This window comes from Sorangium sp. So ce406, assembly GCF_051474675.1.
GTDB lineage: Bacteria > Myxococcota_A > Polyangia > Polyangiales > Polyangiaceae > Sorangium > Sorangium cellulosum_G.
Window position 1 is genome coordinate 9,101,615 of the sequence record NZ_CP150340.1, and the last position, 23,907, is coordinate 9,125,521.

The following is a 23,907-nucleotide window of genomic DNA, read 5'->3' on the forward strand; positions in this document are numbered from 1 at the left end:
GCGGAGCGCCCTGCCCCGGCGGAGCGCCCCGCCCCGGTGGACGGAGGGCTTGCGCCGGCCGAGGAAGGTGCTCTGATCGGCCGCCGTGACGGCCCCCGATGTGCATCGCGCGATCCACGCGGTCTTCCGGATCGAATCGGCCCGGCTCATCGCCGGCCTCGCGCGGATGGTGCGCGACGTGGGCCTCGCCGAGGAGCTCGCGCAGGACGCGCTCGTCACCGCGCTCGAGCGGTGGCCCGAGTCGGGTATCCCGGACAACCCGGGCGCCTGGCTCATGGCCACCGCGAAGCGCCGCGCGATCGACGAGCTCCGCCGTCACAAGCGGCTCGAGCGCAAGCACGAGGAGCTCGGCCACGAGATCGAGGCCCAGCGCGCGACGGCCGCGCCGGACCTGGACGCCGCGCTCGACGACGACGTCGGCGACGACCTCCTGCGCCTCGTGTTCACGGCGTGCCACCCGGTCCTCTCGACCGAGGCGCAGGTCGCGCTCACCCTCCGCCTGCTCGGGGGCCTGACGACCGACGAGATCGCGCGCGCGTTCCTCGTCCCGGAGCCGACCGTCGCCCAGCGCATCGTCCGGGCGAAGCGGACCCTCGCCGAGGCGCGCGTCCCCTTCGAGGTCCCGCGCGGCGACGAGCTCGCCCCCCGCCTCTCGTCGGTGCTCCAGGTCATCTACCTCGTCTTCAACGAGGGCTACTCGGCGACCGCCGGCGATGACTGGATGCGCCCCGCGCTCTGCGAGGACGCGCTCCGCCTCGGCCGCATCCTCGCCGAGCTCGTCCCGAAGGAGCCGGAGGTCCACGGCCTCGTCGCGCTCCTGGAGATCCAGGCGTCGCGCTCCAGGGCGCGGGTCGGTCCGTCGGGGGAGCCCATCCTGCTCCTGGATCAGAACCGCGCGCGCTGGGATCACCTGCTGATCCGCCGCGGCCTCGCGGCGCTCGAGCGCGCCGAGGCGCTCGGCGGCGCGCTCGGCCCGTACGCGCTCCAGGCCGCGATCGCCGCGTGCCACGCGCGCGCGCGGACCGCGGAGGAGACGGACTGGGCGCGCATCGCGGCGCTCTACGCGGCGCTCGCCCGGATCACGCCGTCGCCCGTGGTCGAGCTGAACCGCGCCGTCGCGCTCTCGATGGCGTTCGGCCCGGCCGCGGGCCTCGCCGTCGTCGATGCGCTGACGTCGGAGCGCTCCCTCGCGAGCTACCACCTGCTGCCGAGCGTGCGCGGCGACCTGCTCGCGAAGCTCGGCCGCCTCGACGAGGCGCGCGCGGAGTTCGAGCGCGCGGCCTCGCTCACGCGCAACGCCCGCGAGCGCGCGCTGCTCCTCGGGCGCGCCGCCGCGTGCGCGGGCGGCTCGGCGCCGCCGCGGTGACGGCGGGCGCGGCCAGCGGGGCGATCCCCGGGAGGCGCGCCCCGCGCCGCCGCCCGCCTCGTCGGGCAGGCGGCGTGGAGCGGCTCACCCGCGATCCACCGCGGCTGCGAACGCCTCCGCGCTCGACGCCGTCGCCGCGCTGGTCAGCCAGCGCTCCAGCGCCGCGGGCTGCTCGCACGCGAGCACCCGGGCCCGCACCACCTCCGGCACCGCGAGCCCGCGCGCCGCGAGCACCGCGAGGATCGCGCGCGCCTGGGTGCGCGCCTCGGCCCGCGCCTGCACCCACTCGTCCGTGAACCGCGACGTGTCGCGCTCCTCGAACAGCGCCGCGACCGGCACGGCGCCGAGGCCGTGCTTGCCCAGCTCCGGCAGCAGCGGCACCTCCGCGCCGGGCCGGTAGGTGATCGACGCCGTCCCCGGCCGCACGACCTCGAGCTCTCGCCGCTCCGCGTGCGCGATCCACACCCACGGCCACTCGTGCTCCAGGTAGAGCTTCACCTTCTCTTCCAGGTAGCGCCGCGACTGCGTGCCCCGGATCTCCACGGCCAGCACCGGCGTGCCACGGTACGCGTCGTTCCGCGGCGACGAGAGATCGCCCACGACCACCACGTCCGGCGCCCGGAGCGACGGCCCCCCCGGGTCGCTGAGGTCGCAGTAGACGTCCGTCATCACGGTGAGCCCCTCGCGCGCGTGCGTCCGGAAGAGCGCGGCGATGAGGGCCATCACGATGCCGTGGATATCCTTGCTCCCCATCTGCTCTATCAGCTCTCCGCGGTGCAGCTCCCACGGGCTGCCGTCGTAGCAGTCGGCCTCGGTGCCCAGCCGGCGGCCGGTCGGGCCGAAGTCTCGCAGCTCGATCGGCCCGGTGTTCCGGGGCGGACGGGGCAGCAAGCCGTTCGTACGTGCCGTCATGCCTGCCAGCATAGCACGCGCCGCGAGCGCCCTGCCCCGCCCCGCGCGCGGCGCCCCGGGCCATGCCCGGCCCGAGGACCGCCCGCGCGGGGCCGCCTCGCCCTCGGCGGGCCTCAGGCCGCGAGCTTCTGGTCCGCGACGTCGAGCGCCGCGTCGAGCGCCGCGATCCCCTCGTCGATCTCCGCCTCGCTGATGATGAGCGGCGGCGCCACGAGCAGGTGGCTCACCCAGCCCATGAGGGACACCCCGCGCTTGGCCGCCTCGGCGACGACAGCGTCGACCACGAGCGGCCGCCGGGCCGCCTTGTCCTGCGGCACGTTGAACGGCTCCTTCGTCGCGCGGTCCTTCACGAGCTCCACCGCCCAGAACAGGCCCATCCCACGCACGTCGCCGATCGAGGGGTGCTTCTCCTTCAGGGCGCGGAGCTTCTCGCCCACGATCGCGCCCATCTTCGTCGAGCGGTTCAGGAGATCCAGCCGGCGGTACTCGTCGATCGCCGCGATCACCGGGGCCAGCGTGAGCGGATGGGCCTCGTAGGTGTGGCCGTGCGCGAACATGTTGTCGTCGAAGTAGTCCGCGATCGCGCGGGAGGTCGCGACCACCCCGAGCGGCGCGGCCGCGTTCGTCACGCCCTTCGCGGTCGTCAGGATGTCCGGGACCACGCCCCAGTGATCGACAGCAAACCACTTTCCGGTCCTGCCCCAGCCGCTCATCACCTCGTCCGCGATGAGGAGCACGCCGCGCTTGCGCGCGAGCTCCGCGATCCTCGGCAGGTACTCGGCCGGCGGGATGAGCACGCCGTTCGTGCCCACGATCGGCTCGACCAGCACCGCCGCCACGTTCTCCTCGTGGTCGATCATGTAGGCCAGGTAGTCGGCGCACGCGACGCCGCACTCGGGGTAGCTCCGGCCGAGCGGGCAGCGATAGCAGTTCACCTCGGGGCCGAACACGACGCCCGGGATCTTGCCCGCCGGCTCGATGAACCAGCGGCGGAAGTCGCCTGTCGCCGCGACCGAGCCCGCCGTCGAGCCGTGGTACGACGTGTAGCGCGCGATGATCTTGTGCTTGCCCGTGTAGAGCCGCGCCATCTTGAACGCCGCCTCGTTCGCCTCCGTGCCCGACGTCGCGAAGAAGAACTTGTCGAGCCCCTTCGGCATCACCTCGAGCAGCTTCTGCGCCGCCCTGGCCCGCACCTCGCACGTGTGCGCGGGGCTGATGTAGGCGAGCTGCCTCGCCTGCGCGCAGATGGCCTCGATCACGGCCTCGTTCTGGTGGCCGAGGTTCGAGCAGATGAGCTGGGACGACAGGTCCAGGTAGCGCTTGCCGGCCGCGTCCCAGAAGGCGCAGCCCTCCGCGCGGGTGACGTGGATCGGCTTCCAGCCGCGCTGGGCGCGCCAGGTGCCGTACGTGTGCTTCGTGGTCAGCTCGACGATGTCATCGCTCATGGCAACCTTCGCGGTTCGAGGAGGCGCTCAGCGTAGAGGGTGCACCGACCTCCTCGCACGCGAATTTCCCCGCGCCGCTCGCCCGCTCCCGCTCCGGACGGCGCGCCGCGACGCGCTTTCCCGCGCAGCGTCGCCGTCACGCGACGACGTCGCCGCGCGTCGCCGTCGCGCACGGAAGCCCCGGTGAGCTTCTGAGCCGCCGCGCAGCGGCGCGCGCCGCGCGGACCGGCCGGCGCCCTCAGCGCGCGGCCGCGCCTTCCGCCTGCGCCACGTCGCGGAGGCGGGCGACGCGGTACTCCAGCCGGGAGATGACCTCCTCCTTCGTCGCGCCCTCGCCGACGTCCATCAGCACCTTCTGACACATCGCGCACATCTCCAGGAGGTGGGACCTGAGGCCCTCGGGGGTGCACTTCCCGCTCCTCAGCTCGTCGAGCCGCCTCGAGAGCCCCTCCGTCTCGTGGCCCGCCTGGGCCGGATCCCCGGCCGCCGCCGGGTCGTTCCAGCGCGCCGAGCTGGCCTCGCACAGGAAACACGCACCCCCTTCGATAGGTTTTTGCAGCATGGCTCTCTCGCGCCTCCTCGCGCCGTGGTCTGGAAGGACATCCTGGAGCCGCTCGCCCGGATCACAAGCCGGGCAGCTCTCCGTGGGCCGCATCGACGTGAAAGCGCGCGGTCGAGGCGGGCTCGACCGTCGAGGTGCCGCTCGGGGACATGTTCTGGGGCGACCGGCACGGGTTCGTGACCGCCCCGTTCGGCCAGACCCCTCCAGGATCGGCGTCGAGCCCACGGAGAGCTACTCCATCCCGGTCAGCTTCCCTGCGCCGGCCTGGCTCATGAGGATGGCCGGGATATCGGCCGCCCGATCGGCGCTGATCTCGTAGTACGCCGTCGGGTCGAACCCCTTGCCGTTCTCGACCCCGCCGTGCAGCGTCTCGCCCACGATGTTGGTGTCTGTCCACGTCAGATCGGTCCCGCCGTACTCCTTGGATGTGCGCTTCACCTTGTCGACGTAGTTGCCCTCCGCGTGCACGGAGGCGCCCGTGCCGACGCCGATGAAGTAGTCGCTGATCTCGTTCGCGAAGTTGTTGAACACGTGCGCCTGGCCGAACCGCACGCGCGGGTTCCGCTGGACTGTGTGGTCGAGCCAGTTGTGATGGTAGGTGACGTGCAGGCGCCCCGTGTCCTGCGGGCCGTTGCTGTCGTCATGGCCGAGCAGCATGGTCTTGTCCGTCTCCACGAAGTGGTTCCACGAGACCGTCACCCAGTCCGACCCGCGCTTGACGTCGACGGAGCCGTCGTAGCTCTCGTGGAACGTGTTGTGGTCCACCCACACGTGGTGCGAGTAGCACTGGACGTTGATCGAGTCGTCCGTCGAATTGATGAAGGTCAGGTTGCGGATGATGACGTTCGATACATGGGTGAAGAGCGACGCCTTGTCGGGATCGCACGTGACGCCGTGCGCAGCGACGAGATCCGGCGTCCAGCCGTTGATGTCGAAGCCGAAGCCGTCGATCGTCGCGCCCGTGCCCAGGCCGATGAGGGTCTTGTTGGAGCCGACGTCCAGCATCTCGACGCCGGCGGGGCCCGCGATGGTGCCCGAGATCCGGATCACCCTCGGGGTGTGATCGCCGATGGCGGCGGCCAGCTCCGCGTAGGACGTCACGGTCACGACCTCGCCGCCTGCGCCGCCGGTCGTGGTGTCCAGACCATCGGCGCTGTGGGCGGCGAAGCCCACCAGGGTGGGATCTCCAGTCGAGCCGCCGCCCGAACCGCTGCCCGACGTCGTGGCGCCCGAGCCGCCGCCCGACGTCGTGGCGCCCGAGCCGCCGCCCGAGCCGCTGCCGGACGTGGCGCCCGAGCCGCCGCCCGACGTCGTGGCGCCCGAGCCGCCGCCGGAGGTCGCTCCAGCGCCAGGGCTGCCGCTCGACGAGGAGCCGCCGGGCGTGACGCCGCTCTCAGGATCGGGCTCCGCGCCGTCGTCCGTCGCGCTATCGCCGCATGCGGCCAGGAGGGCCACGCATCCGAACGCCACCGAGGCCGCGTACATCGTTGACCTCCTCATGGCGAAACCGACATGGCACTTGAATTGTTCGATGCTCACGAGTTCCTCTCCTCAGCAGCTCGTGACGTCGAGCCGAGAAATCCCCTCATTTAGCAGCCATTTTCAGCGGAGAAATTGAACAGGGAGGCGGGGAGACGGGGAGTATTTTGAAGGTTTTCCTCCCTGCCTCCCTGTGAATTTTCTGAAGAATTTGAGGGGGTTCCTCAGGACGTCGAGCGCTGGACGGACCCATGCACACCACGATCCAACGCCGTGCGAGCCGGCCGGCGAGGCGCCCGGCCGGGAGAGCCGTCAACCGGCGATTGACATGCGTTGACAGCTGCGGTTGACACCGATCCGAGGTGCTCCGGGCGGCGCGAATGACGTCGCCCGGCAGAGACACGGCGCCGAATCCCGGGCTGCCGGAGCTCGCCTCATGCCCCTTGCGGGTCGAGCTGGCGCACCACCCGGCACGGGTTGCCGGCGGCGAACACGCCGCCCGGGATGTCCCGGGTGACGACGCTGCCGGCGCCGATCACCGTGCCGGCGCCGATCCGCACGCCGGGGCAGAGGATCGCGCCGCCGCCGATCCACACGTCATCGCCGATGTCCACCGGGCGGGAGAACTCCACCCCCGTGCGCCGCTCCGCCACGGACATCGGGTGGTTCACTGTGTAGATCTGCACCGTGGGGCCGAACAGGACGTTGTTTCCGATGCGCACCGGCCCGACGTCGAGCACAACGCAGTTGAAGTTGAAGAACACCCGCTCGCCCAGCGAGATGTTGGTGCCGTAATCGCAGTAGAACGGCGGCTCGATCCAGGCGACGACGGGCGCGCCGAACAGCTCCTGGATCAGGCGGGCGCGCTCGTCCTGCTGCTCGTCGCGGGTCGCGTTCAGCGCCTGGCACAGGTCGCGCGCGCGGCGCCGCTCGGCGCAGAGCTGCGGATCGCGGAAGTCGTACGGCTCGCCCGCCAGCATCTTTTCTTTCTCGGTCTTCATCCTCTTCCCTCGTCGGTGAGCACGCGCCGCCAGTACCGCGGCCCGCGCGGCCGGTCCAGCAGGAGCGGCCGCGCGGGTTGCGCAGATTGCGCAGGATCTCGCTCGATTCGCGCGACCTCGCGCAATCTCACGCGCGACGCGCGCCGCGAGGCATCGTTGACCGGCCATTTCGCGCGCTCGCGGCGCTGGCGCGGGGCCTGCTCTGAGGGTGGGAGACCGGGAGGCGGCGGACAGCGCGCGGCACATCGCCGCCGCCGTCCCGCGGCCTCGGGCGGCCCCACAGGAGGTCTCATCAGCATGAACGGACAACTCGCGACGACCGGTTTCTCTCACATGGATCAGGGAACGAGAGCAGGAGACGTGAAGAGCAGCGACGCGCGTGGGTTCCTGGCGCAGGTCGAGGTGGACGAGCGCCTGGCGGAGAAGATGGCGGAGGCCGACGGGGACATGACCCGCATCCTCGCGATCGCCGCCGAGGCGGGGTGCTCGTGCACCGCGCAGGACCTCGCGAGGGCGTACGAGGAGCACGTGCGCGCGGCGCCCGGCGGCTCGGCCTATGACTTCGGGTATCCGTTCGTCTACCTGCGCCTCGGCGCGCCCTCGGACCTGAGCCACGCGGCGGTGTACCTGAGCCTCCGCGCCCCCTCGGACCTGAGCCACGCGGCGGTGTACCTGAGCCTCCGCGCCCCCTCGGACGCGGCTTACCTGCTGTCGTCCTGACAACGCCGGCGCGCCCTCACCCCCTTGCGTGCGAACCACGGCTCCCCGCTCTCCGCTCCCAGGAGGACTTTCATGATCCGATCCCCCGGTCCGAAAGGGCACCCCTTGCACGGCTCCTGGCCGGAGTTCCGCGAGGATCCCCTCGCGTTCCTGCTCGATGGCACGCTGGCGTACGGCGATTTCTTCCGGTTCCGGCTGGGGCTCCAGCCGTGCTTTGCCGCCTCGGATCCGGCCGCGATCGCCAGGGTGTTCTCGGACCGAGAAGGCTTCACGGACAAGGCGCCGCCGCACCGGATGCAGGATGCGTATCCGCGGAGCGTCTCGCGCCTCGAGGGGAGCGAGCACCTCGAGCGCCGGCGCGCGCTCGCGCCGGCGTTCCAGCGCGAGGCGGTCTCCGCGCGTGTCGAAGCCGCCGAGCGCGTGGCGCGCGAGGGGCTCGGGCGGCTGCGCACCGGCGAGGTGCGCGCGGTGCTGCCGGTGCTCGAGGACATGGCCCTGCGGAGCGCGTCGACGCTGCTCCTCGGGGACGCGGGAGAGCGGGTCGTCGAGCGCATCGCGACCGAGCTGCCCCGCGTGGAAGCGTGGCTGGGCCACGCCGCGGACGACGAGGGGGCTTATATTCAAGCCCGGGAGGCCCTCGCGGCGTCCATCGTGGAGGCGGCGGAGCACCGCAGGGCCGCCGGCAACGCCGGCCCGACCGATCTGCTGGATCCGCTCGTGCGCGCGGTGGACGCCGGGCTGATGGATGAGCAGGCGATGATCGACGAGATCGTCATGATGCTGGTCACGCACGTTCCGACCGCCGCCGCGACGGCCTGGGCGCTCCACGAGCTCGCGCAGCGCCCGGAGGCGCGGAGGAGCCTCGAGGTGGAGCTCGACGGGATCGGCGCGCAGGGCGCAGCGGTGGAGCGCGCCCCGCTGCTGTCCGCGGTGGTGCTGGAGACCTTGCGGCTGCACCCGCCGGTGTGGGTGCTGGCGCGCGAAGCGCGCCGGGAGTTCCGCCACGGGCCGCACGCGGTGAGCGCCGGGAACGAGGTGCTCGTGAGCCCGTATGTCATGCAGAGGCTCCCGCGGTACTGGCAACGTCCGGAGGAGTTTCTCCCGGAGCGCTTCCTGCCGGGCTCACCGCTGCACGAGGAGCGCCCGTCGGCGGCGTTCATCCCCTTCGGGCTCGGGATGCGCAAGTGCATCGGCGAGCGGACAGCCCTTCTGCAGATGAAGCTGATGCTGGCCGCGCTGGTGCGGGAATTCCGGTTCGAGCTGCCCGCAGGCTACGAGGCGGGCGTCGGCGGCCGGCGGCCGCTCGTGCCGCGCGATGGATTGCCGATCCTCGCGGAGCGCCGCAGCAGGACGGAGGCTCGAAGGGGGCACGACAGCGCGGTGGCTCCATGAACGTCGAGGTGCGTCCCCCGCTCGGCGGTGTGCCCGCGAGCGGCGCTCAGGAGAAGCCCATGGGGCACCGCGCCGGAGGCTGAGCGGCGGGATCCCGGAGCGCCGGTTCTGCCTGGCTGCCCGGGACCGCGACAGCGCGCCGCTCCGCCGCGCGCCTCTGCCGCTCTCCCTCCAGGATCATCGCCACACCCCCGCTCGGCCCCATGGTGAGCCCCCGGCGCACGTGCTGGATGGGCGCCTGGCTCTCGAGCCGGAGCCGGTATTTCCCGAGGATCGTGCCGAGGACGACCTTCATCTCGATCATCGCGAACGCCGCGCCCAGGCACCGCCGGGCGCCGCCGCCGAAGGCGATGAACTCGAAGGGAGAGAACTTCCGATCGAGGAAGCGAGAGGGCCGGAACCGCTCGGGCGACGGATAGAGGTCCTCGCGGCCATGCAGGAGCAGCGGAGAGGCCGTGACCGCTTCGCCGGCCGGGATGGTGTAGCCGTCGAGCTGGAATGGCCTCTTCACCACCCGGGCGACGTCCACCACGGGCGGGTGAATGCGGAGCGCCTCGAGACACACCGCCTCCAGGTACGGGAGCGACGCGAGCGCGTCCGGCGCGGGCGCCGGGCCGAGCGCGTCGATCTCGTCGACGACCCGCGCGAGCACGGCCGGCTCGCGGTGCAGCCAGTACATCGCCCAGCCGAGCGACATGGCCGTCGTCTCGTGGCCCGCGAACAGGATCGCGCGGAGCTGCTCCGCGATCTCCACGTCGGTCATGCCGCCGCCGTCGTCGTGGCGCGCGCTGATCATGAGCCCGAGGATGTCCTGCGAGGCGTCGCCCGCCGCGCGCCTCGCCCGGATCTCCTCGACGAGCAGCGCGTCGAGCGCCCTGGTCGCGCGCTGGTTGCGCGCGTAAGGGCCGAATCCGGCGAAATCGCGCCGGAGCGCGGGAAGGACGATGAAGCTCGGGCTCAGCGACCCGATGAGCCCGAGCACGGCCTCGCGGGTCCTGCCGATGCGCTCCTCGCCCCGCACGCCAAAGACGACGCGGACGATCACGTCGAGCGCGATCGCCTGGGTCGCCGCGAGCATCGAGAACGAGCGGCCCGGCCGCCACCGCGACGCGACGTCCAGGCTGATGTCCGCGATCGTCTTGCCGTGCCCCCGCATCGCGCCGGCGCTGAACGGCGGCCCGAGCAGCTTCCGGTCGCGCCGGTGCCGGGCGCCCGTCGACACCACCACCGACGATCTCCCGAAGACCGGCTCCGTGAGCTCGACGCCCCAGACATCGAACACCTCGGGATCCGCCGTGTAGAGCGCGCGAATCGCCCCGGGATCGCCCGTGATGGTCAGCATCCCGTTCGGCGACTTCACGCGAAACGTGGGGCCGTACTGGTCGGCATATCGCCTGAATACGGGCTCGGCGGAGATGAATCCGGTGCGGATGAAGTCGACGAGGCTGAACGACCTCGGCCCGGGCGGCAGGTTTCCCATCGCGTGGCTCCGTGGGTCCATGAGGGTTGTCCCCGGCCGGGTGCACGAAGGCGCCGGGGACACGATCGACACGCGCGCCGGCGTCTGGTTCCGGAAGATCGCCGGCGCGCGCCCGATCAGGCGTGCAGCTCGCTCCGCCGCACGACCTCCACGACGGCCTCGTCGAGCGGGAGCTCGCGCTGCTGCCCGCCCTCCCGCTCCCGGAGCGCGACGGAGCGGCGCTCGGCCTCGCGCTTGCCGACCACCGCGACGAGCGGGATCGCGGCGGCGTGCGCGACGGCGATCTTCCGCGAGAGCGAATCGTCGCCCGCGTCGAGGATCGCGCGTATCCCCTTCTGCTGGAGCCGCAGGAGGACCTCCTCGGCATAGGCGCGCTGCGCGTCTGTCACCGGCACCACGACGACCTGCTCGGGCGATAGCCAGAGCGGCAGCCCGCCCCGGTAATGTTCGAGCAGGATGCCGAGGAAGCGCTCCACGCTGCCGAACAACGCGCGGTGGAGGATGGCTGGTCGCCGGCGCGCGCCCGACGCATCGACATAGGTGATGTCGAAGCGCTCCGGCAGCACGAGATCGAGCTGGATCGTCCCGCATTGCCAGCTCCGCCCGAGCCGGTCGCGCAGCACGAACTCGAGCTTGGGCCCGTAGAAGGCCCCCTCGCCCGGCTGCACCCGGTAATCGAGCCCCGCGCTCCTCGCCGCCGCCGACAGCGCCGCTTCCGCCCGGTCCCACACGGCGTCGCTCCCGTGGCGCTCGGCGGGGCGCGTCGAGAAGCCGACCGCCATGTCCTGGAAGCCGAAGCCGGCATAGAAGTCGCGGAGCGCGCTCGCGAACCGCACGACCTCGGCCTCGATCTGATCCTCGACACAGAAGATGTGCCCGTCGTCCTGAGTGAACTGACGCAGGCGGAAGAGGCCGTGCAGCGTGCCGCTCGGCTCGTCCCGGTGCACCATGCCGAGCTCGCCGATCCGCAGCGGCAGATCCCGGTACGACGGCGCCATGCGGGCCACGATCTGCATGTGACCCGGGCAGTTCACGGGCTTGATGGCCGCGGCGTGATCCTCCTCGGACAGCCGGAACATGTTGGAGGAGAAGTTGTCCCAGTGGCCGCTGGCCTTCCAGATCGCCTGCCGCAGGATCAGCGGCGTACGGACCTCTTGATAGCTGTCACGCATCATCTGGCGCCGGACCGCCTCCTCCAGGAGGCGCACCAGCGCGAAGCCTCGCGCGTGCCAGAACACCATGCCGGGCGCCTCCTCCTGGAAATGGAACAGGTCGAGGCGCTGGCCCAGATAACGATGATCGTCCTCGTCGAGCATGTCAGTCTCCTTCGGCGATGGCCGGCCGGACGGAGCGCTGAAATGCGACGAGCCCCGTCCGGATTTTCCGGCGGGGCTTGGTTTCTCGTGTGTTCGTCAGTTCACCGCACGCACACGAGACCAGCCCCGCCGCTGCGGGTAGTGGTCGTCGTGGTCGCGGTGAAACGGAAGTTCACGAGGAGAGTTGTATAGCGGCGTGCAGAGTCCGTCAAGCGGGACGTCTGCACGGCGCGGCGGGGGCCGACGCCTCCCGCGCGGCCCCCGCGCCTGGCTGATCGCCGGAGAGGGCGCGGGACAGGAGCACCGCCCCGGTGAAGAGGTAACCCGAGCAGGACCGGAAGGCGTCGTACGCGCGGCCGATCAACGGAGCGCTCCGGAGGACGTCCCCGAAGCTCCACATCTCCTCGTGGCGCGTGATCTGGAAGCTCTCGCCTCCTTCGATCATGTCGAAGTCGTAGCGCAGGATCATCCGTACGGGGACCGCGCAGCGCGGAAACAGCCTCAGGTACAGGGTGCTGTCGACGAGGGCGCGCCCCGCGTGGCGCGGCTCGGAGAGCCGGACGCTCATCTGGGAGATGTCGACGTCGAAACGGGCGCTGGCGCGGGCTCCGGAGAGGTCGACCCGGTACGTCTCGACCCCGCGCACGCGGCGCCATGGATTGACGAACTCGATGCCAGGGGCGAGGTACGGATAGACCTCCTTCTCGAGCGTCGCGAGCGGAACGCTCGTGTCGTACATCAGGCGCGCCAGCCGTCCGAAGCGATTCTCGATGTCGGCGATCCCGAGGCGCGGCAGCGTCGGGATCGTGAACGGAAGGCAGTTCACCTTTGTCGCCATGTCGTGACTCTCCGTCGGTGCGTTCCTCGCCCGGTGTGAAGCGCCGGCCCGGACGGGGAAGATGAAGGCCGAGACGCAATGGGCGGGCCGCGGCGGGGCGGGCTCCCGGTGCGGTCACTTCGGCGCGTCGCTCCGCCCTGCGCGCCGCGTGTGCGCGGCCGCGCAGGGCGCTGGAAAGGCGCGTTTCTCCGCGTCATTCAGGGCGAGAATCGGCGCGTCGGCCGTGGATTGCGCTGGTCCCCGCGACGCTCGCCGCTATGTTCCCGCGCCGCTCGGCTCGACGCGGCGCGCGACGTTTCGCTTCCTCCGCTGGCGAGCCGCGAGGAGAGGACATTTCACGGATGCTCGAACGCGCAGCGAGGGAAGACGGGAGTCTCACGGAGCGCCGCGGCGCGGCGGTGCGGCGGCTCGCCGCGCTCGCGGCGCTCGCCGTCGCCGCGGCGGGGTGCGCCGCGCGCGCCGGCGAGGCCCCGGGCACCGGCGCGGGAGCTCCGGCGCGCGCCGCGCGCGCCGGCGAGGCCCCGAGCGCGGCCACGGCGGAGCGGCTCTTCCGGGCGGCGGAGTCGCTGGCGAGCCGGCGCCGCGCCATCGGCGTGCAGCTCTTCGTGCTCGACGAGGCCGCGCAGGCGGGCGCGGCCGGCGCGACGGGCGAGCGCGGCGCGGCGCGGCGGGCGGCGCTCGAGGCCGAGGCGGCGCGGGTGCAGGCGAGGACGGTCGCGGCCTACGCCGCGCTCGTCGACGCGCCCGCGCTGCGCGCCGCGAAGCAGCGGCCCCCGGCGCTCCTCGGGCTCGCGCGGGCGCTCCAGGACAGCGGGGATCTCCGCGGCGCCGAGGCGCGGCTGCGCCAGCTCGCCGTGGAGCACCCGGCGTCCGGCGAGGCGCTCGAGGCCCACCTCGCGCTGGCCAACCTGGCGTTCGCGGCCGGGCGCCTCGACGAGGCCGTGAGCGCCTGCGACGCCGCGCTCCGCGGCGCGGCGCCTCACGCGCTGCGCAAGCGCGCGCTCTACGTGAAGTCGTGGGGCCTGCGGGGCCTCGGCGGCGACGCCGCCACGGACGAGGCCATGCGGGCGCTCCGCGCGATCGTGCAGCTCGGCCCCGCGCGCGCCGGCTCGCCGGAGGCCGCGATCGACGAGGCCGCGGAGCGGGAGCTCGTCGAGCTCTACGCCGCGCACGGCGATCTCGATCAGGCCCGCGCGTTCTTCGCCGGCGCGGGCGACCGCGCGGGCCCGCGGCTGCTCGGCGAGGTGGAGGCGCGCGCCGCGCGGCTGCGGCGCGCCGAGCCCCTCGACCGGCCGGCGCTGTGAGCGCGCCCGCGCGGCGCTCGCCCCGGCGGCCGCGTCATCCCTCGCCGGCGTCGATCCGGAACCGCGGCGCCTCGATGCGCTCCCCCCGGCACGACGGGCAGCGGCTCGGCTTCGCGAGCGAGCGCCGCTCGTCGAACGAGTAGCCGCAGCGCAGGCAGTGCGCCGGCGCCACCGCGAGCCGCTCGCCGCGCGCGCGCAGCGAGCGCGCGAGGTGCTCGAGGTGCGGCGTCACGTCGCGCTCGCGCATCCCGAGGCGCGTGGACAGCTCCCACGCGGTCACCGCGGTCCTGCGGAGCTCCTCCAGGAGCGCCTGTCGCACCGTCTCCGAGCGAGGCGCTGGGCTCGGCGGGGGTTTCGGGTTGCTCATGATGCCCGGAGCGTGACATTCCGGCAGGACCAGGCCACGGCCGACGCCGGGCGCCGGCGCGGTCGTCCGCGGGTGCGTCCCGCGCGGCAGCTCCCGCGCGGCCATTGCGCTGCCCACAGCGCGCACAGAGAATGCCGCCCGGAGAACAGCAGCGCATGAGCCCGTGCCCGCCCGAAGACGCCCTGGCCGCCTGGCTCGAGGGCCATCTCCCGCAGGACGCCGCGGAGGGCGTCCGCGGGCACGTGGACGGCTGCGCCGAGTGCCGCGCCCTGGTCTCGGCGAGCCCGAGCGAGAGCGACGTCGGCGCGCCGCTCCTCGTCCCCTCCACACAGCGGCCCCCGTGCGACACCGAGCCGCCGCCGTCGTCGTCGGTCCCCTGGGCGCCGCCCTCGACCTTCGACGATTACCGGCTGATCCGGTCGCTCGGACGCGGGGGCATGGGGCACGTGTACCTCGCGCACGACGAGGTCCTCGACCGGCCCGTCGCGCTCAAGTTCGTCGCCGCCGACACCCCCGATCCGAGGACCATCGAGCGGCTGCGCGTCGAGGCCCGCGCGATCGCGCGCCTCCAGCACCCCAACGTCGTCGCCGTCTTCCGGATCGGCGAGGTGCGCGGGCGGCCGTACATCGCCTACGAGTTTGTCGAGGGCGAGCCGCTCGAGCTGCTCCCGAAGCCGGTCCCGTGGCAGGTCGCGCTGCGCATCGCGCTCGGCCTCGCGCGCGGGCTCGCCGCGGCGCACCGGCGGGGCGTCCTGCACCGCGACATCAAGCCGGCGAACGTGATGCTCGACGGGGGCGGCGAGGTGAAGCTGCTCGATTTCGGCCTCGCCAAGCTCGTCGATCAGCCCGGCGCCGCCCGCCTCGACCCGGGGAGCGGGAGCGCGGCGCCGAGCGCCCCGGCCGCGCCCCCGCCCCCGCCGCGCGCGGACATGTCGGCGGTGACGACCGTCATCCCCAGGGAGCTCGAGGCGTTCGGCGCGATCGCGACGGCCAACCTGACCGACGGCGGCATGATGATGGGCACGCCGCTCTACCTCGCGCCGGAGCTCTGGGCCGGGACGACGGCCACGCCGCAGTCCGACGTCTACGCGCTCGGGCTGGTCCTCTACGAGCTGTGCGCCGGCCGGCTGCCCCACGCGGGGCTCGACCTGCACGCCATCGCGAGCTGGGTGACGGCGCGGGCGCTCCCGCCGCTGCGCTCGATCTGCCCCGAGGTCCCGGAGATGCTCGCCGACGTCATCGACCGCTGCGTCCTGCGCGCGCCGGGGGCGCGCTTCGCGTCGGCCGAGGAGGTGCAGGCCGCGCTCGAGGAGACCGAGGCGCTCTGCCGGGCGTTCCAGATCGTGCGCGCCGGGCCCCCCTCGAGTACGGCGAGCGCGGCGGCGACGCAGGAGACGGACGCGGACGTCGTGCGCGCCTCGTTCGCGCGCCTCGCCTCGCGCGCCGAGGCGCTGGTCGCGCGCTTCTACGAGCGGCTCTTCGGTCGGGAGCCGGCGCTGCGGGCGCTGTTCCCGCCGGACATGCGCGAGCAGCGGCTCAAGCTCGCCGCGACGCTGCAGCTCGTGATCGACAACCTGCGCGCGCCGGACAAGCTGCTCGAGCTGCTCGAGGCGCTCGGGCGCCGGCACGCGGCCTACGCCGCGCTGCCCGAGCACTTCGACGCCATCGGGCTCGCGCTGCTCGAGGCGCTCGAGGAGCTCGAGGGGGACGCCTGGACGCCGTCCACCGCGCGGGCCTGGTCGGGCGCCTACGCGCAGATCGCCGAGGCGATGCGGCGCGGGCTCGACGCCGCGCGGATGGAGACGGTCCCCTCCAGGCGGGCGCCCGCGAAGCCGCGCCCGGCCGAGACCCGCTTCGCGACCCGCGCCGACGCGAGCCTGGCCTACAAGGTCGTGGGCGATGGGCCGATCGATCTGGTGCTCGTCCAGGGGTGGGTGACGCACGTCGAGGCCGCGTGGGAGTACGCGCCGGCGTTCCGGCTCTTCGCCGAGCTCAGCGCGTGGGCGCGGCTCATCGTGCTCGACCAGCGGGGCACCGGGATGAGCGAGCGCGAGGGCGCCGGCGCGCCGGCCGAGCAGCAGGCCGAGGATCTGCTCGCCGTGCTCGACGCGGCCGGCGTGGAGCGGGCGGCGCTCCTCGGCGTCGGCGCCGGGTTCGCGCCGTGCGCGCTGCTCGCGGCGGCGCGCCCGGCGCGGGCGCGCGCGCTGATCGCGCTCGGCAGCGCCGCGCAGATGGCGGCCTGGCCGGGGTGCCTCTTCGGCCTCACGGGCGACGACGCGGAGGGGGCCGAGCGCGCGGTGCGGACGGGCTGGGGCGAGCCGCTCTTCCTCGATCGCCTCGCCCCGTCGGCGGCGGACGACGGCGAGCTCCGGCGCTTCTGGGCCTCGTACCTGCGGCTCGGCGCGAGCCCGAGCGGGGCGGCGCGCATGCTCCGGGCCCACGCGGCGACCGACATCCGGCCCGCGCTGGCCCGCGTGAGCGCCCCGTCGCTGGTCCTGCACCGGGCCGGCGACCGGGCCGTGCCCGCGGCGGCCGGGCGCGACCTCGCCGGCCTCCTCCGCGGCGCGCGTCATGTCGAGCTGCCGGGCCAGGATCACCTGCCGTTCGTCGGCGATCCGCGGCCGCTGCTCGTCGAGCTGCGGGCCTTCCTCGGCGCGCACGCCGCCGGGGGGACCCCTGTCTCGCCGCTCGTGCCCTCTCCGCCGCCCGGCCCGACCGGCGCGTCCTCCGGGAGCTGACGCGCGCTCCCGCGCGGGCACGTCGTGAGTCGCCTCTCGGGCGCTCGCGACCGGACTACGCTGCTCGAGCCCTCGCTGTGCGATCGAGCTCGTCGAGCGCGCGTCGCAGTCTGCGGTTTTGCCCGACACCACTTGAGAGTTCTCCTTATCTCACTCTCCTGTTCTCCTTATCTCACTCTCTTGTTGTTGAAGAAGGGTCTGTACCTTGCGACACCATGGTTCGGTCGCTAGCTTGATTTGATGGTCATCAGGACACGCGCGTTGACCTGCTGCGGCTGGGTCTTGCTCGGCGCGCTCGCGAGCGGCTGCTCCGAGTCAGAGCAGGTCCCTGCCCCCGCGGCGTCGAGCGACGCGGGCGGAGGTGGCGCAGGAGGCGAAGGCGGTCCAGAGGGCGGCGCCGGCGCGGGCGGCGTCGGCGGGGGTACCGGCGGCGCGGGCGACGGCGCGGGTGGCGCCGGCTGTCCACCCGGTGAGGAAGGCTGCCCGTGCGGCGCTGAGGGTCAGTGCGACGGGGAGCTCCGCTGCGTGGACGGCGCATGTACCGTGGGCTGCGCTTGCACCGATGACTACGCGGTGGTCGACGGCGAGTGCGTGTGGCAGGGCGGCCCGGCGGATCCCTCGTTTCAGAGCGCGGACGCCTGGAGCACAACGGGCGCCGCGCTCGTAGCTCCCGAGGCCGAGGGCAACGGCAACCCGGGGGCCGGGGTCATCGGCAGGGACGCGCTGTGCGAGATGGCGGGCTTCTCTCAGGAGCTCACGATCCCGGATCTCGCGTGCGCCGAGCCGCTCGTGCTCACGTTCGCCGCGCGCATCGGCTGCGACGCCATGATGGATTGCGTCGGCCCTCCCGGGGTCGGGGTCCGGATCAATGGTAGTTTCAGCAACATCGATCTCATGCCCTCGTCGTCCTTCGCCCCCCAGCGCGTGTGTCTGGGAGCGCGCGCCTACGGCGGGCCTGTCGAGCTGCTCCTCGGGCCTTCGCGGCGCTCTCCCCACTGCGACGACGCGACCGGGCAGGGCTACACGCTCGCGTTCGATGACGTCGCGATCCAGCGCGGCGCCATGAACGAGTGCCCGCCGCCGGGGCAGGTGCTGAACGGCGACTTCGAGGGAGGGGCCGCCGGCTGGACGGCGACCCCGGAGAACGGCGTCTCCGAGGTCAAGGGCGGCCTGGGCCAGCGCGGCGGCAAGGGCGGGCATATCGCCACCACGTTGTTCTGCCAGTATCCCACGCTGGAGGGCACGGTCTCGGCCCCTGTGCCGTCCGCCGCGCTCCCGAAGCCGGCGCTCCGCATCTGGAGCCAGGGCAGCCCGGGCGCCACCGTCAACGTCCTGCTGAGCACGCACCAGCTCACCGCCCTGGCGGGCAAGGGCGAGGCGCAGGTCTCCCACGTCTGCTTGCCGAAGTGGGCGCTCGGCATGGCGCACCGGCTCGCCTTCGCCTACCGCAACCGGGGCAGCCAGCCGTGCACCGACGAGAACAAGCGGGATTTCGCGGTCGACGACATCGCGTTCGTCTCCGACGATCGCTGCCCGGAGGAAGCGCCGATCTTCGATCCCGGCTTCGAGAACGCCAGCCTCGGCGAGGGCCTCGCGCCGACATGGGTCCTGAACGACGACGACGCCGCGGGCGGTAGCGCCGCGCTCCCCGTCGACCCGACGGCCGCGCGCTCCGGCGAGGTCTCGCTCGCGCTGTCCGTGCGGAAGCCGTGCCGGGAGCCCTCGGCCTCCACCGTGTTCACGGTGCCCGAGCCCGACGGGGCGGCCGGACCAGCGCTGAAGTTCTGGTACCGCACGAGCCACCTGAGCGCGGCGACCGCCTCGTCCACGCCGGGCGCCGCGCTGCCCGCGAGCGAGAGCTGGACGCAACAGACGATCTGCCTGGATCCGCGCACGGCGGGCAGGCCCCAGCACCTCTCGTTCAAGATAGGGACCAGCGGCGTCTGCGACGCGCCGCTCGATCGCGAGACGTTGCACGTCGACGACGTCGAGGTGACGACCGACCCCTCCTGCCCGGCCGCGCCGGTCCCCTGAGCCGCGGAGCGCCCTCAGCCTCGCTTGCGGCCCACGACGATGACGACCGGATAGGCGAAGCGGATCTCGTCCCCCCGGAGCTCTGCGCCGACGCCGAGCGCGTCGACGCCCACGTCGGCGCGGTAGAGCGCCCGGAGCCGATCGGCCCCGCCCGGCGCCGGGAACGAGGCCCGGAGCGAGGCCTCGAGCTCCATCTCGAGCCCGTACCGCGCCAGCCTCTCGATCTCGAGCCCCGCCGCGTCGAACAGCGCGCAGAGCTCGCGCTCGGTGAGCGCGCGCGCGTGCGACGGATCGCGGATCTTCTCGGCGCGATCGTACGCGTCCCGCTTGTCCTCGGCGGGCGCCACGTCGATCACGGCGACACGCCCGCTCCCCTCGCACACGCGGGCCATCTCGCGCAGCGTCACGAGCGGATCCAGCAGGTGGTGGAAGCTGTAACGCGTCGTGACCAGGCGATAGCTCTCGTCCGGATACGGCAGCCGGCTCGCGTCCCCGAGCTCCCATGCGACGTTGGAGAGGCCGAGCGTCTCCTGTCGCCGGCGCGCCTCGTCCAGCATCGCCGGCACGATGTCGAGCCCCCGCACGCTCGCCACGCGCGGCGCCAGCGCGCAGGCGACGATCCCCGGCCCGCAGGCGACGTCGAGGACCGTATCGCTCGGCGACGGGGCGAGCGCGTCGAGCAGCAGCGCCATGGCGTCGTCCGCCGAGTGGGCCCGGACCTCGGCGAACGGCCTCGCCTGGCGGGTGAATTGTTCCAGTATCAGCGCATCATGCGTCGGATCGGCGTGTGTCATGCGGCTCGAGCATGGATGGGCTGCGCCTGGACGGCTGCCGACGAACGGACAAAGATCGTCGCCCGGAGGCCATGCCTTGCATTCCCGCGTCTTGACCCCGACGGAGACCACGCAGCGGCTCGTGCAGATCGGGCTCGACCAGGCGCCCGCGCGCGCGTTCGCTTACGAGGACGAGCTGCCGGGAGCCGCCTACGCCTGGCACACACACGAGCGGCACCAGCTGCTCTACGCGCTCGCCGGCACGGCGCGCCTCGACGTCGACGACGCCTCGTTCCTGCTTCCTCCGCAGCGCGCCGCGCTCATCCCCGCGGGCGAGCGGCACGCGACCACCTGCCGCGACGCGTCCATCGTGTCGATCTACTTCGATCCCGCCGCATTCCCCTGCCCCGTCGCGTCCGTGAGAGTCTTCGAGGTGCCCGCGCTGCTGCGCGAGATGGTCATCTACGCGCGGCGGTGGCCGGTGGCGCGCCGCCCGGACGACGCCGCGGCCAACACGTTCTTCGCGGCGATGGCGGACATCCTCGGGCCGCTCCTCGACCGGGGCGCCACGTACCGGCTCCCCCGCGGCAGGACGCGGCCCGTGCAGCGGGCGATCGAGTGCGCGCTCCGCGACGTCGCGAGCGCCGATCTCTCGCGGGCCGCGGCGTTCGCCGGGGCGACGGAGCGGACGTTGCGGCGGCGGTTCCGCGAGGAGACCGGCGTCACGTGGCGCGCCTTCGTCACGCGCGCGCGCGTGCTCCGGGCGATCGACCTGCTCACGAGCCCGAGCGCGAGCGTCACGCGGGTCGCGCTCGACGTCGGCTTTCAGAGCCTCGGCGCGTTCGCCGCCGCGTTCCGCGCGGAGACCGGCCAGTCGCCGAGCGAGTTTCGCAGGACCGCCGGGCGCTCGCCGGACGGCGAGGAGCGGAGCGCGTCGACCGAGCTCGCCTGACGGCCGCAGGCGCCCGTCGTGGCGCGTGACGCCGGCCCGCGGGCGCGCGCGCCGCTTCCGCCGCGCGCGCCGCGATCCCGGGCTACTGCGTGATCGCCCTGAGGTCGAGCATCTCCTCGACGCTCGGGACCACGATGAGGTCGCACCGGCGGTTCTTGCGCCGGCCCTCGTCGGTGTCGTTCGTCGCGACCGGGTCGGTCTCGGCGAAGCCCGCGGCGCTCCACTTCGCGACCGGGAGCGCGCCGCCGCCGCCCTTGATGTCGGCCGGGCTGACGAGGAACAGCAGCACCTCGCGCGCGCGCATCAGCGACAGGCCCCAGTTGTCGCGGAACTGGCCGCCCGCGAGCGGCTTGTTGTCGGTGTGGCCGGCGACCTGGTAGTAGCGCTGGAGCAGCGACTGATCGTTCCGGATGACCGTCGCCACCTTGAGGAGGATGTCCTTGCCCTCCTTCTTCAGCGTCTCGCGCCCGGAGTCGAAGAGGACGTCTCCCGGCAGCGAGATGACCATCCGGTTGTTCCGGATGTTCACCGCCAGCCCGAGCTTCGTGAGCTCGTCCAGCTTCTTCCGCAGCGTCTCGAACCGCGCCTTGATCTGCTCCAGCTGGCGGGCGCGGGCCTTGAACTCGGCGAGCGCCTTCTCCCGCTCCTCCAGCGTCGAGCTGAGCTGCGACACCTGGGTGCTCGTCGCCTGGAGGTTCTCGTTCAGCTTGCTGATGTCGACGCCGGCCGCCTCGAGCTGCTTCGTCAGCTCCGCGACCTTCGCCTGCTCCGCCTCGAGCGCCTTCTGGGTCTCGGCGAGGCGGCTCTCCGTCGCCTGCTGCTGGCTCTGGAGGCGACCGTACTTGTCGAGCTGGGCCTTCCACTCCTCCTCGGAGTAACCGCACCCCAGCGAGAGCGACGCGATCACGGCAGGCAGGAACGCCGCGAACGCGGTGCTGCGACCTTTCAAGACACGAGGGTGCATGAGCACGCTCCTTCATCCTGGTTGGGGAACATGGGTGAAGGTCGATGGGCTCGACCTGCGCCCGGTTCCAGGTGACATCGGCCCGTCAGGCCGTGCGGGGGCGTACCCTAGCGAGGTCGAGCGCGATTGTAAAAGGCCGCATCAATCACCTGCCCCCACCCGCCCCCCTGCCCCGTTCGACGCCCCGCGCGCGGCGCGCCGCGCGCCGCCGCCGCCGCGCTCCCGGCCCCGTCGGCGTCCGCGCGCGCTTGCCCATTGTTCCCCCCTGCGCACCTGCTAAGGGACGGCCCATGGCCTATCGCATCACGCTGATCCCCGGCGACGGCATCGGTCCCGAGGTCGTGACGGCGACGCAGGACGTGATCTCCGCCGCTGGCGTCGCCGTCGACTGGGAGGTCCATCACGCGGGCATCGAGGTCGCGAAGCTGACCGGCTCGCCGCTCCCGCTCCCCGTCATCGACGCCGTGCGGAAGAACCGGGTCGCCCTGAAGGGCCCGGTGACGACCCCGATCGGCGGCGGGTTCCGCTCGGTCAACGTGACGCTCCGGCAGACGCTCGACCTCTACGCGAACGTGCGGCCGATCCGCAGCCTGCCGGGCGTCGAGCCGCGGTTCGACGTCGACATGGTCATCGTGCGCGAGAACACCGAGGGCCTCTACGCCGGGCTCGAGCTCATGATCCTGCCCGGCGTGGCGCAGAGCATCAAGCTCACGACCGAGCGCAGCTCGACGCGCATCGCCGAGTTCGCGTTCCGGTACGCGAAGCAGCACGGCCGGAGCAAGGTGACGATCGTCCACAAGGCGAACATCATGAAGCTCTCCGACGGGCTCGCCCTCGACTGCGCGCGGCGCGTCGCCGACCGGCACCCCGAGGTCCAGCTCGGCGAGATGATCGTCGACGCGGCGGCCATGACGATGGTCCGCGACCCGAACCGGCTCGGCGTGCTCGTGACGGAGAACCTGTACGGCGACATCCTCTCGGACCTCGGCGCGGGCCTGGTCGGCGGGCTCGGCATCGTGCCCGGCGCGAACATCGGCGACGACGCGGCGGTCTTCGAGGCGGTGCACGGGTCGGCGCCGGACATCGCGGGCAAGGGCTACGCGAACCCGACGGCGCTCGTGCAGAGCGCCGTCATGATGCTGCGGCACCTCGGCGAGCACGAGGCGGGCGCTCGGATCGAGCGTGCGCTGACGGAGGTCTACCGCGCCGGCCAGGTGCGCACGCGCGACCTCGGCGGCGCGGCGAGCACAGACGACTTCACCCGGGCGCTCTGCGCGGCGATCGAAAGGCCTCGCGCGGAGGCGTAGCGGAGGGCATCCTGATCCCCCGGACGTGGGATCTGCCTGGACGTGGCTGCTCGAGCGGTGCGCCGAGGTCGTCGGCGCGACGGACGGGGCTGCCGGCTCCGCCGGCGGCGCGAGGCGCCGGCTGCAGCTCTTCCTCGCGCTCGCGCTGATCGTCGCGGCGAGCTTCTTCCTCCGCGGGATCTGGGGCGCGAGGGGCCTGCTCCCCGCGGCCGCGCTCTTCGTGCTGGCGGTGCAGGCGGCGCGCGCCGTCGTCGACGCGCGCGCGTCGGTGTGGCGCGCCGCCGCCCTGGACCTCGAGGACCCGGCGCAGCGGCCGCGCGCGTGCGCGGATCCGTGGTTCTCGCCGCCGACGGCGAGGGTCCTGCGCGCGCTGGCCGAGGTGATCGACGCCGCGCGCCGCGAGCGCTACGCGATCGCGCTGGAGCGGCTGCCGCACGTCGACCGCGCCGCGCTCCGGCCCGACGAGGTGCGCCTGCTCGACGCGGCGCGGGCGCTGCTCTCGCTCGGCCTCGGCGATCCGGCGCGCGCGGCGCAGCAGGCGATCGTCGCGCTGCCGACGGGGATCGACGCCATCGACGCGCGGCTCGGCCGCGTGGTGCTCGCCGACGCCTGGAGGAGCCCCGCGCGGCTCGACGCGATCGATCGCGCGTGGCGGAGGGAGCTCCGGAGCGGCGTGACGTCCGAGGCGCTGGAGCGCCTCCTGTCGCTGTCGCGCCTGCGCCTCGTGCCGCACGCGGTGGACGCGCTGCGGCCCGCCGAGGCGCGCGAGCTGTCGGCGGAGGCGTGGTCGATCGGCGAGGAGGAGCTCGCCGCGGCGCTCGAGTCCCGCGCGCGAGGCGGCGTCTACCGCTGAGCGCGGGCGGGGCGGCGGCGGCGCTGCGCCAGCGGCAGGGCGGCGCTGCGCCAGCGGCAGGGCGGCGCTGCGCCAGCGGCAGGGCGGCGCTGCGCCAGCGGCAG

Annotated in this window: 20 protein-coding genes; 9 read left to right on the forward strand and 11 right to left on the reverse strand. The window is 73.3% G+C overall.

Annotated features, from left to right (window positions below):
* The first annotated feature begins 85 nt into the window (after positions 1 to 85).
* Positions 86 to 1,366, forward strand: coding sequence for an RNA polymerase sigma factor (locus tag WME96_RS34020; protein ID WP_437285746.1), 1,281 nt, complete (start codon positions 86 to 88; stop codon positions 1,364 to 1,366).
* 84 nt (positions 1,367 to 1,450) lie between these two features.
* Here WME96_RS34020 and WME96_RS34025 read toward each other — a convergent pair whose 3' ends face one another.
* The 5 genes from WME96_RS34025 to WME96_RS34045 form a co-directional block, all read right to left on the reverse strand.
* Positions 1,451 to 2,278, reverse strand: coding sequence for a Uma2 family endonuclease (locus WME96_RS34025; protein ID WP_437285747.1), 828 nt, complete (start codon positions 2,276 to 2,278; stop codon positions 1,451 to 1,453).
* Positions 2,279 to 2,391: 113 nt separating this feature from the next.
* The gene (locus tag WME96_RS34030; protein WP_437285748.1) at positions 2,392 to 3,723 is read right to left on the reverse strand and encodes an aminotransferase family protein; all 1,332 of its coding nucleotides are present in this window, start codon (positions 3,721 to 3,723) and stop codon (positions 2,392 to 2,394) included.
* A gap of 238 nt (positions 3,724 to 3,961) precedes the next feature.
* The gene (locus WME96_RS34035) at positions 3,962 to 4,285 is read right to left on the reverse strand and encodes a hypothetical protein (RefSeq protein ID WP_437285749.1); all 324 of its coding nucleotides are present in this window, start codon (positions 4,283 to 4,285) and stop codon (positions 3,962 to 3,964) included.
* Between the two features lie 231 nt (positions 4,286 to 4,516).
* Positions 4,517 to 5,824, reverse strand: a complete 1,308-nt coding sequence (locus WME96_RS34040) for a pectate lyase family protein (protein WP_437285750.1) — start codon at positions 5,822 to 5,824, stop codon at positions 4,517 to 4,519.
* Between the two features lie 374 nt (positions 5,825 to 6,198).
* Positions 6,199 to 6,765, reverse strand: coding sequence for a sugar O-acetyltransferase (locus WME96_RS34045; protein ID WP_437285751.1), 567 nt, complete (start codon positions 6,763 to 6,765; stop codon positions 6,199 to 6,201).
* 360 nt (positions 6,766 to 7,125) lie between these two features.
* On the opposite strand from WME96_RS34045, the gene WME96_RS34050 reads away from it, so the two are divergent.
* Both WME96_RS34050 and WME96_RS34055 read left to right on the forward strand, forming a co-directional pair.
* Entirely contained in the window at positions 7,126 to 7,485 is a 360-nt protein-coding gene (locus WME96_RS34050; RefSeq protein ID WP_437285752.1) for a hypothetical protein, read from the forward strand.
* A gap of 72 nt (positions 7,486 to 7,557) precedes the next feature.
* Positions 7,558 to 8,877 carry a cytochrome P450 gene (locus tag WME96_RS34055; protein ID WP_437285753.1) on the forward strand — a complete coding sequence of 440 codons (1,320 nt, stop codon included), beginning with the start codon at positions 7,558 to 7,560 and terminating at the stop codon, positions 8,875 to 8,877.
* A 46-nt stretch (positions 8,878 to 8,923) separates the two neighbouring features.
* Here WME96_RS34055 and WME96_RS34060 read toward each other — a convergent pair whose 3' ends face one another.
* The 3 genes from WME96_RS34060 to WME96_RS34070 all read right to left on the reverse strand — a co-directional run bounded on the left by WME96_RS34060 (position 8,924) and on the right by WME96_RS34070 (position 12,511).
* Positions 8,924 to 10,357 carry a cytochrome P450 gene (locus tag WME96_RS34060; protein WP_437285754.1) on the reverse strand — a complete coding sequence of 478 codons (1,434 nt, stop codon included), beginning with the start codon at positions 10,355 to 10,357 and terminating at the stop codon, positions 8,924 to 8,926.
* Between the two features lie 116 nt (positions 10,358 to 10,473).
* A complete protein-coding gene (gene thrS, locus WME96_RS34065) occupies positions 10,474 to 11,673 on the reverse strand; it encodes a threonine--tRNA ligase (protein WP_437285755.1) in 1,200 nt (399 codons plus the stop codon).
* Between the two features lie 208 nt (positions 11,674 to 11,881).
* Positions 11,882 to 12,511, reverse strand: coding sequence for a hypothetical protein (locus WME96_RS34070; protein ID WP_437285756.1), 630 nt, complete (start codon positions 12,509 to 12,511; stop codon positions 11,882 to 11,884).
* A gap of 341 nt (positions 12,512 to 12,852) precedes the next feature.
* On the opposite strand from WME96_RS34070, the gene WME96_RS34075 reads away from it, so the two are divergent.
* Positions 12,853 to 13,815, forward strand: a complete 963-nt coding sequence (locus tag WME96_RS34075; RefSeq protein ID WP_437285757.1) for a hypothetical protein — start codon at positions 12,853 to 12,855, stop codon at positions 13,813 to 13,815.
* A 34-nt stretch (positions 13,816 to 13,849) separates the two neighbouring features.
* On the opposite strand, the gene WME96_RS34080 is transcribed toward WME96_RS34075, so the two are convergent.
* Positions 13,850 to 14,182 (reverse strand): transcriptional regulator, encoded by a 333-nt coding sequence (locus WME96_RS34080; protein ID WP_437285758.1) that lies wholly within the window; start codon positions 14,180 to 14,182, stop codon positions 13,850 to 13,852.
* Between the two features lie 155 nt (positions 14,183 to 14,337).
* Here WME96_RS34080 and WME96_RS34085 point away from each other — a divergent pair, with 155 nt between their 5' ends.
* Positions 14,338 to 16,920, forward strand: a complete 2,583-nt coding sequence (locus WME96_RS34085) for an alpha/beta fold hydrolase (protein WP_437285759.1) — start codon at positions 14,338 to 14,340, stop codon at positions 16,918 to 16,920.
* An 894-nt stretch (positions 16,921 to 17,814) separates the two neighbouring features.
* Positions 17,815 to 18,954: a hypothetical protein gene (locus WME96_RS34090; RefSeq protein ID WP_437285760.1), complete on the forward strand. Its 1,140-nt coding sequence runs from the start codon at positions 17,815 to 17,817 to the stop codon at positions 18,952 to 18,954.
* A gap of 14 nt (positions 18,955 to 18,968) precedes the next feature.
* Here WME96_RS34090 and WME96_RS34095 read toward each other — a convergent pair whose 3' ends face one another.
* A complete protein-coding gene (locus WME96_RS34095; RefSeq protein WP_437285761.1) occupies positions 18,969 to 19,748 on the reverse strand; it encodes a class I SAM-dependent methyltransferase in 780 nt (259 codons plus the stop codon).
* A gap of 91 nt (positions 19,749 to 19,839) precedes the next feature.
* On the opposite strand from WME96_RS34095, the gene WME96_RS34100 reads away from it, so the two are divergent.
* Positions 19,840 to 20,679, forward strand: coding sequence for an AraC family transcriptional regulator (locus WME96_RS34100; protein ID WP_433928615.1), 840 nt, complete (start codon positions 19,840 to 19,842; stop codon positions 20,677 to 20,679).
* Positions 20,680 to 20,761: 82 nt separating this feature from the next.
* Here the strand turns inward: WME96_RS34100 and WME96_RS34105 are convergent, their stop codons facing one another.
* Positions 20,762 to 21,643, reverse strand: coding sequence for an OmpA family protein (locus tag WME96_RS34105; protein ID WP_437285762.1), 882 nt, complete (start codon positions 21,641 to 21,643; stop codon positions 20,762 to 20,764).
* Between the two features lie 290 nt (positions 21,644 to 21,933).
* On the opposite strand from WME96_RS34105, the gene WME96_RS34110 reads away from it, so the two are divergent.
* The gene (locus tag WME96_RS34110; RefSeq protein WP_437285763.1) at positions 21,934 to 22,950 is read left to right on the forward strand and encodes an isocitrate/isopropylmalate dehydrogenase family protein; all 1,017 of its coding nucleotides are present in this window, start codon (positions 21,934 to 21,936) and stop codon (positions 22,948 to 22,950) included.
* Positions 22,951 to 22,975: 25 nt separating this feature from the next.
* On the forward strand, positions 22,976 to 23,803 hold the full coding sequence (locus tag WME96_RS34115; protein WP_437285764.1) for a hypothetical protein: 828 nt from the start codon (positions 22,976 to 22,978) through the stop codon (positions 23,801 to 23,803).
* The last annotated feature ends 104 nt before the right edge of the window (positions 23,804 to 23,907 follow it).

Bases quoted from the DNA above. Each gene is read 5' to 3' on its own strand.
- WME96_RS34025 (WP_437285747.1), bottom strand. From the start codon at position 2,278: ATGACGGCACGTACGAACGGCTTGCTGCCCCGTCCGCCCCGGAACACC.
- WME96_RS34030 (WP_437285748.1), bottom strand. From the start codon at position 3,723: ATGAGCGATGACATCGTCGAGCTGACCACGAAGCACACGTACGGCACC.
- WME96_RS34035 (WP_437285749.1), bottom strand. From the start codon at position 4,285: ATGCTGCAAAAACCTATCGAAGGGGGTGCGTGTTTCCTGTGCGAGGCC.
- WME96_RS34045 (WP_437285751.1), bottom strand. From the start codon at position 6,765: ATGAAGACCGAGAAAGAAAAGATGCTGGCGGGCGAGCCGTACGACTTC.
- WME96_RS34055 (WP_437285753.1), top strand. From the start codon at position 7,558: ATGATCCGATCCCCCGGTCCGAAAGGGCACCCCTTGCACGGCTCCTGG.
- WME96_RS34060 (WP_437285754.1), bottom strand. From the start codon at position 10,357: ATGGGAAACCTGCCGCCCGGGCCGAGGTCGTTCAGCCTCGTCGACTTC.
- thrS (WP_437285755.1), bottom strand. From the start codon at position 11,673: ATGCTCGACGAGGACGATCATCGTTATCTGGGCCAGCGCCTCGACCTG.
- WME96_RS34070 (WP_437285756.1), bottom strand. From the start codon at position 12,511: ATGGCGACAAAGGTGAACTGCCTTCCGTTCACGATCCCGACGCTGCCG.
- WME96_RS34075 (WP_437285757.1), top strand. From the start codon at position 12,853: ATGCTCGAACGCGCAGCGAGGGAAGACGGGAGTCTCACGGAGCGCCGC.
- WME96_RS34080 (WP_437285758.1), bottom strand. From the start codon at position 14,182: ATGAGCAACCCGAAACCCCCGCCGAGCCCAGCGCCTCGCTCGGAGACG.
- WME96_RS34085 (WP_437285759.1), top strand. From the start codon at position 14,338: ATGAGCCCGTGCCCGCCCGAAGACGCCCTGGCCGCCTGGCTCGAGGGC.
- WME96_RS34090 (WP_437285760.1), top strand. From the start codon at position 17,815: ATGCCCTCGTCGTCCTTCGCCCCCCAGCGCGTGTGTCTGGGAGCGCGC.
- WME96_RS34095 (WP_437285761.1), bottom strand. From the start codon at position 19,748: ATGACACACGCCGATCCGACGCATGATGCGCTGATACTGGAACAATTC.
- WME96_RS34105 (WP_437285762.1), bottom strand. From the start codon at position 21,643: ATGCACCCTCGTGTCTTGAAAGGTCGCAGCACCGCGTTCGCGGCGTTC.
- WME96_RS34110 (WP_437285763.1), top strand. From the start codon at position 21,934: ATGGCCTATCGCATCACGCTGATCCCCGGCGACGGCATCGGTCCCGAG.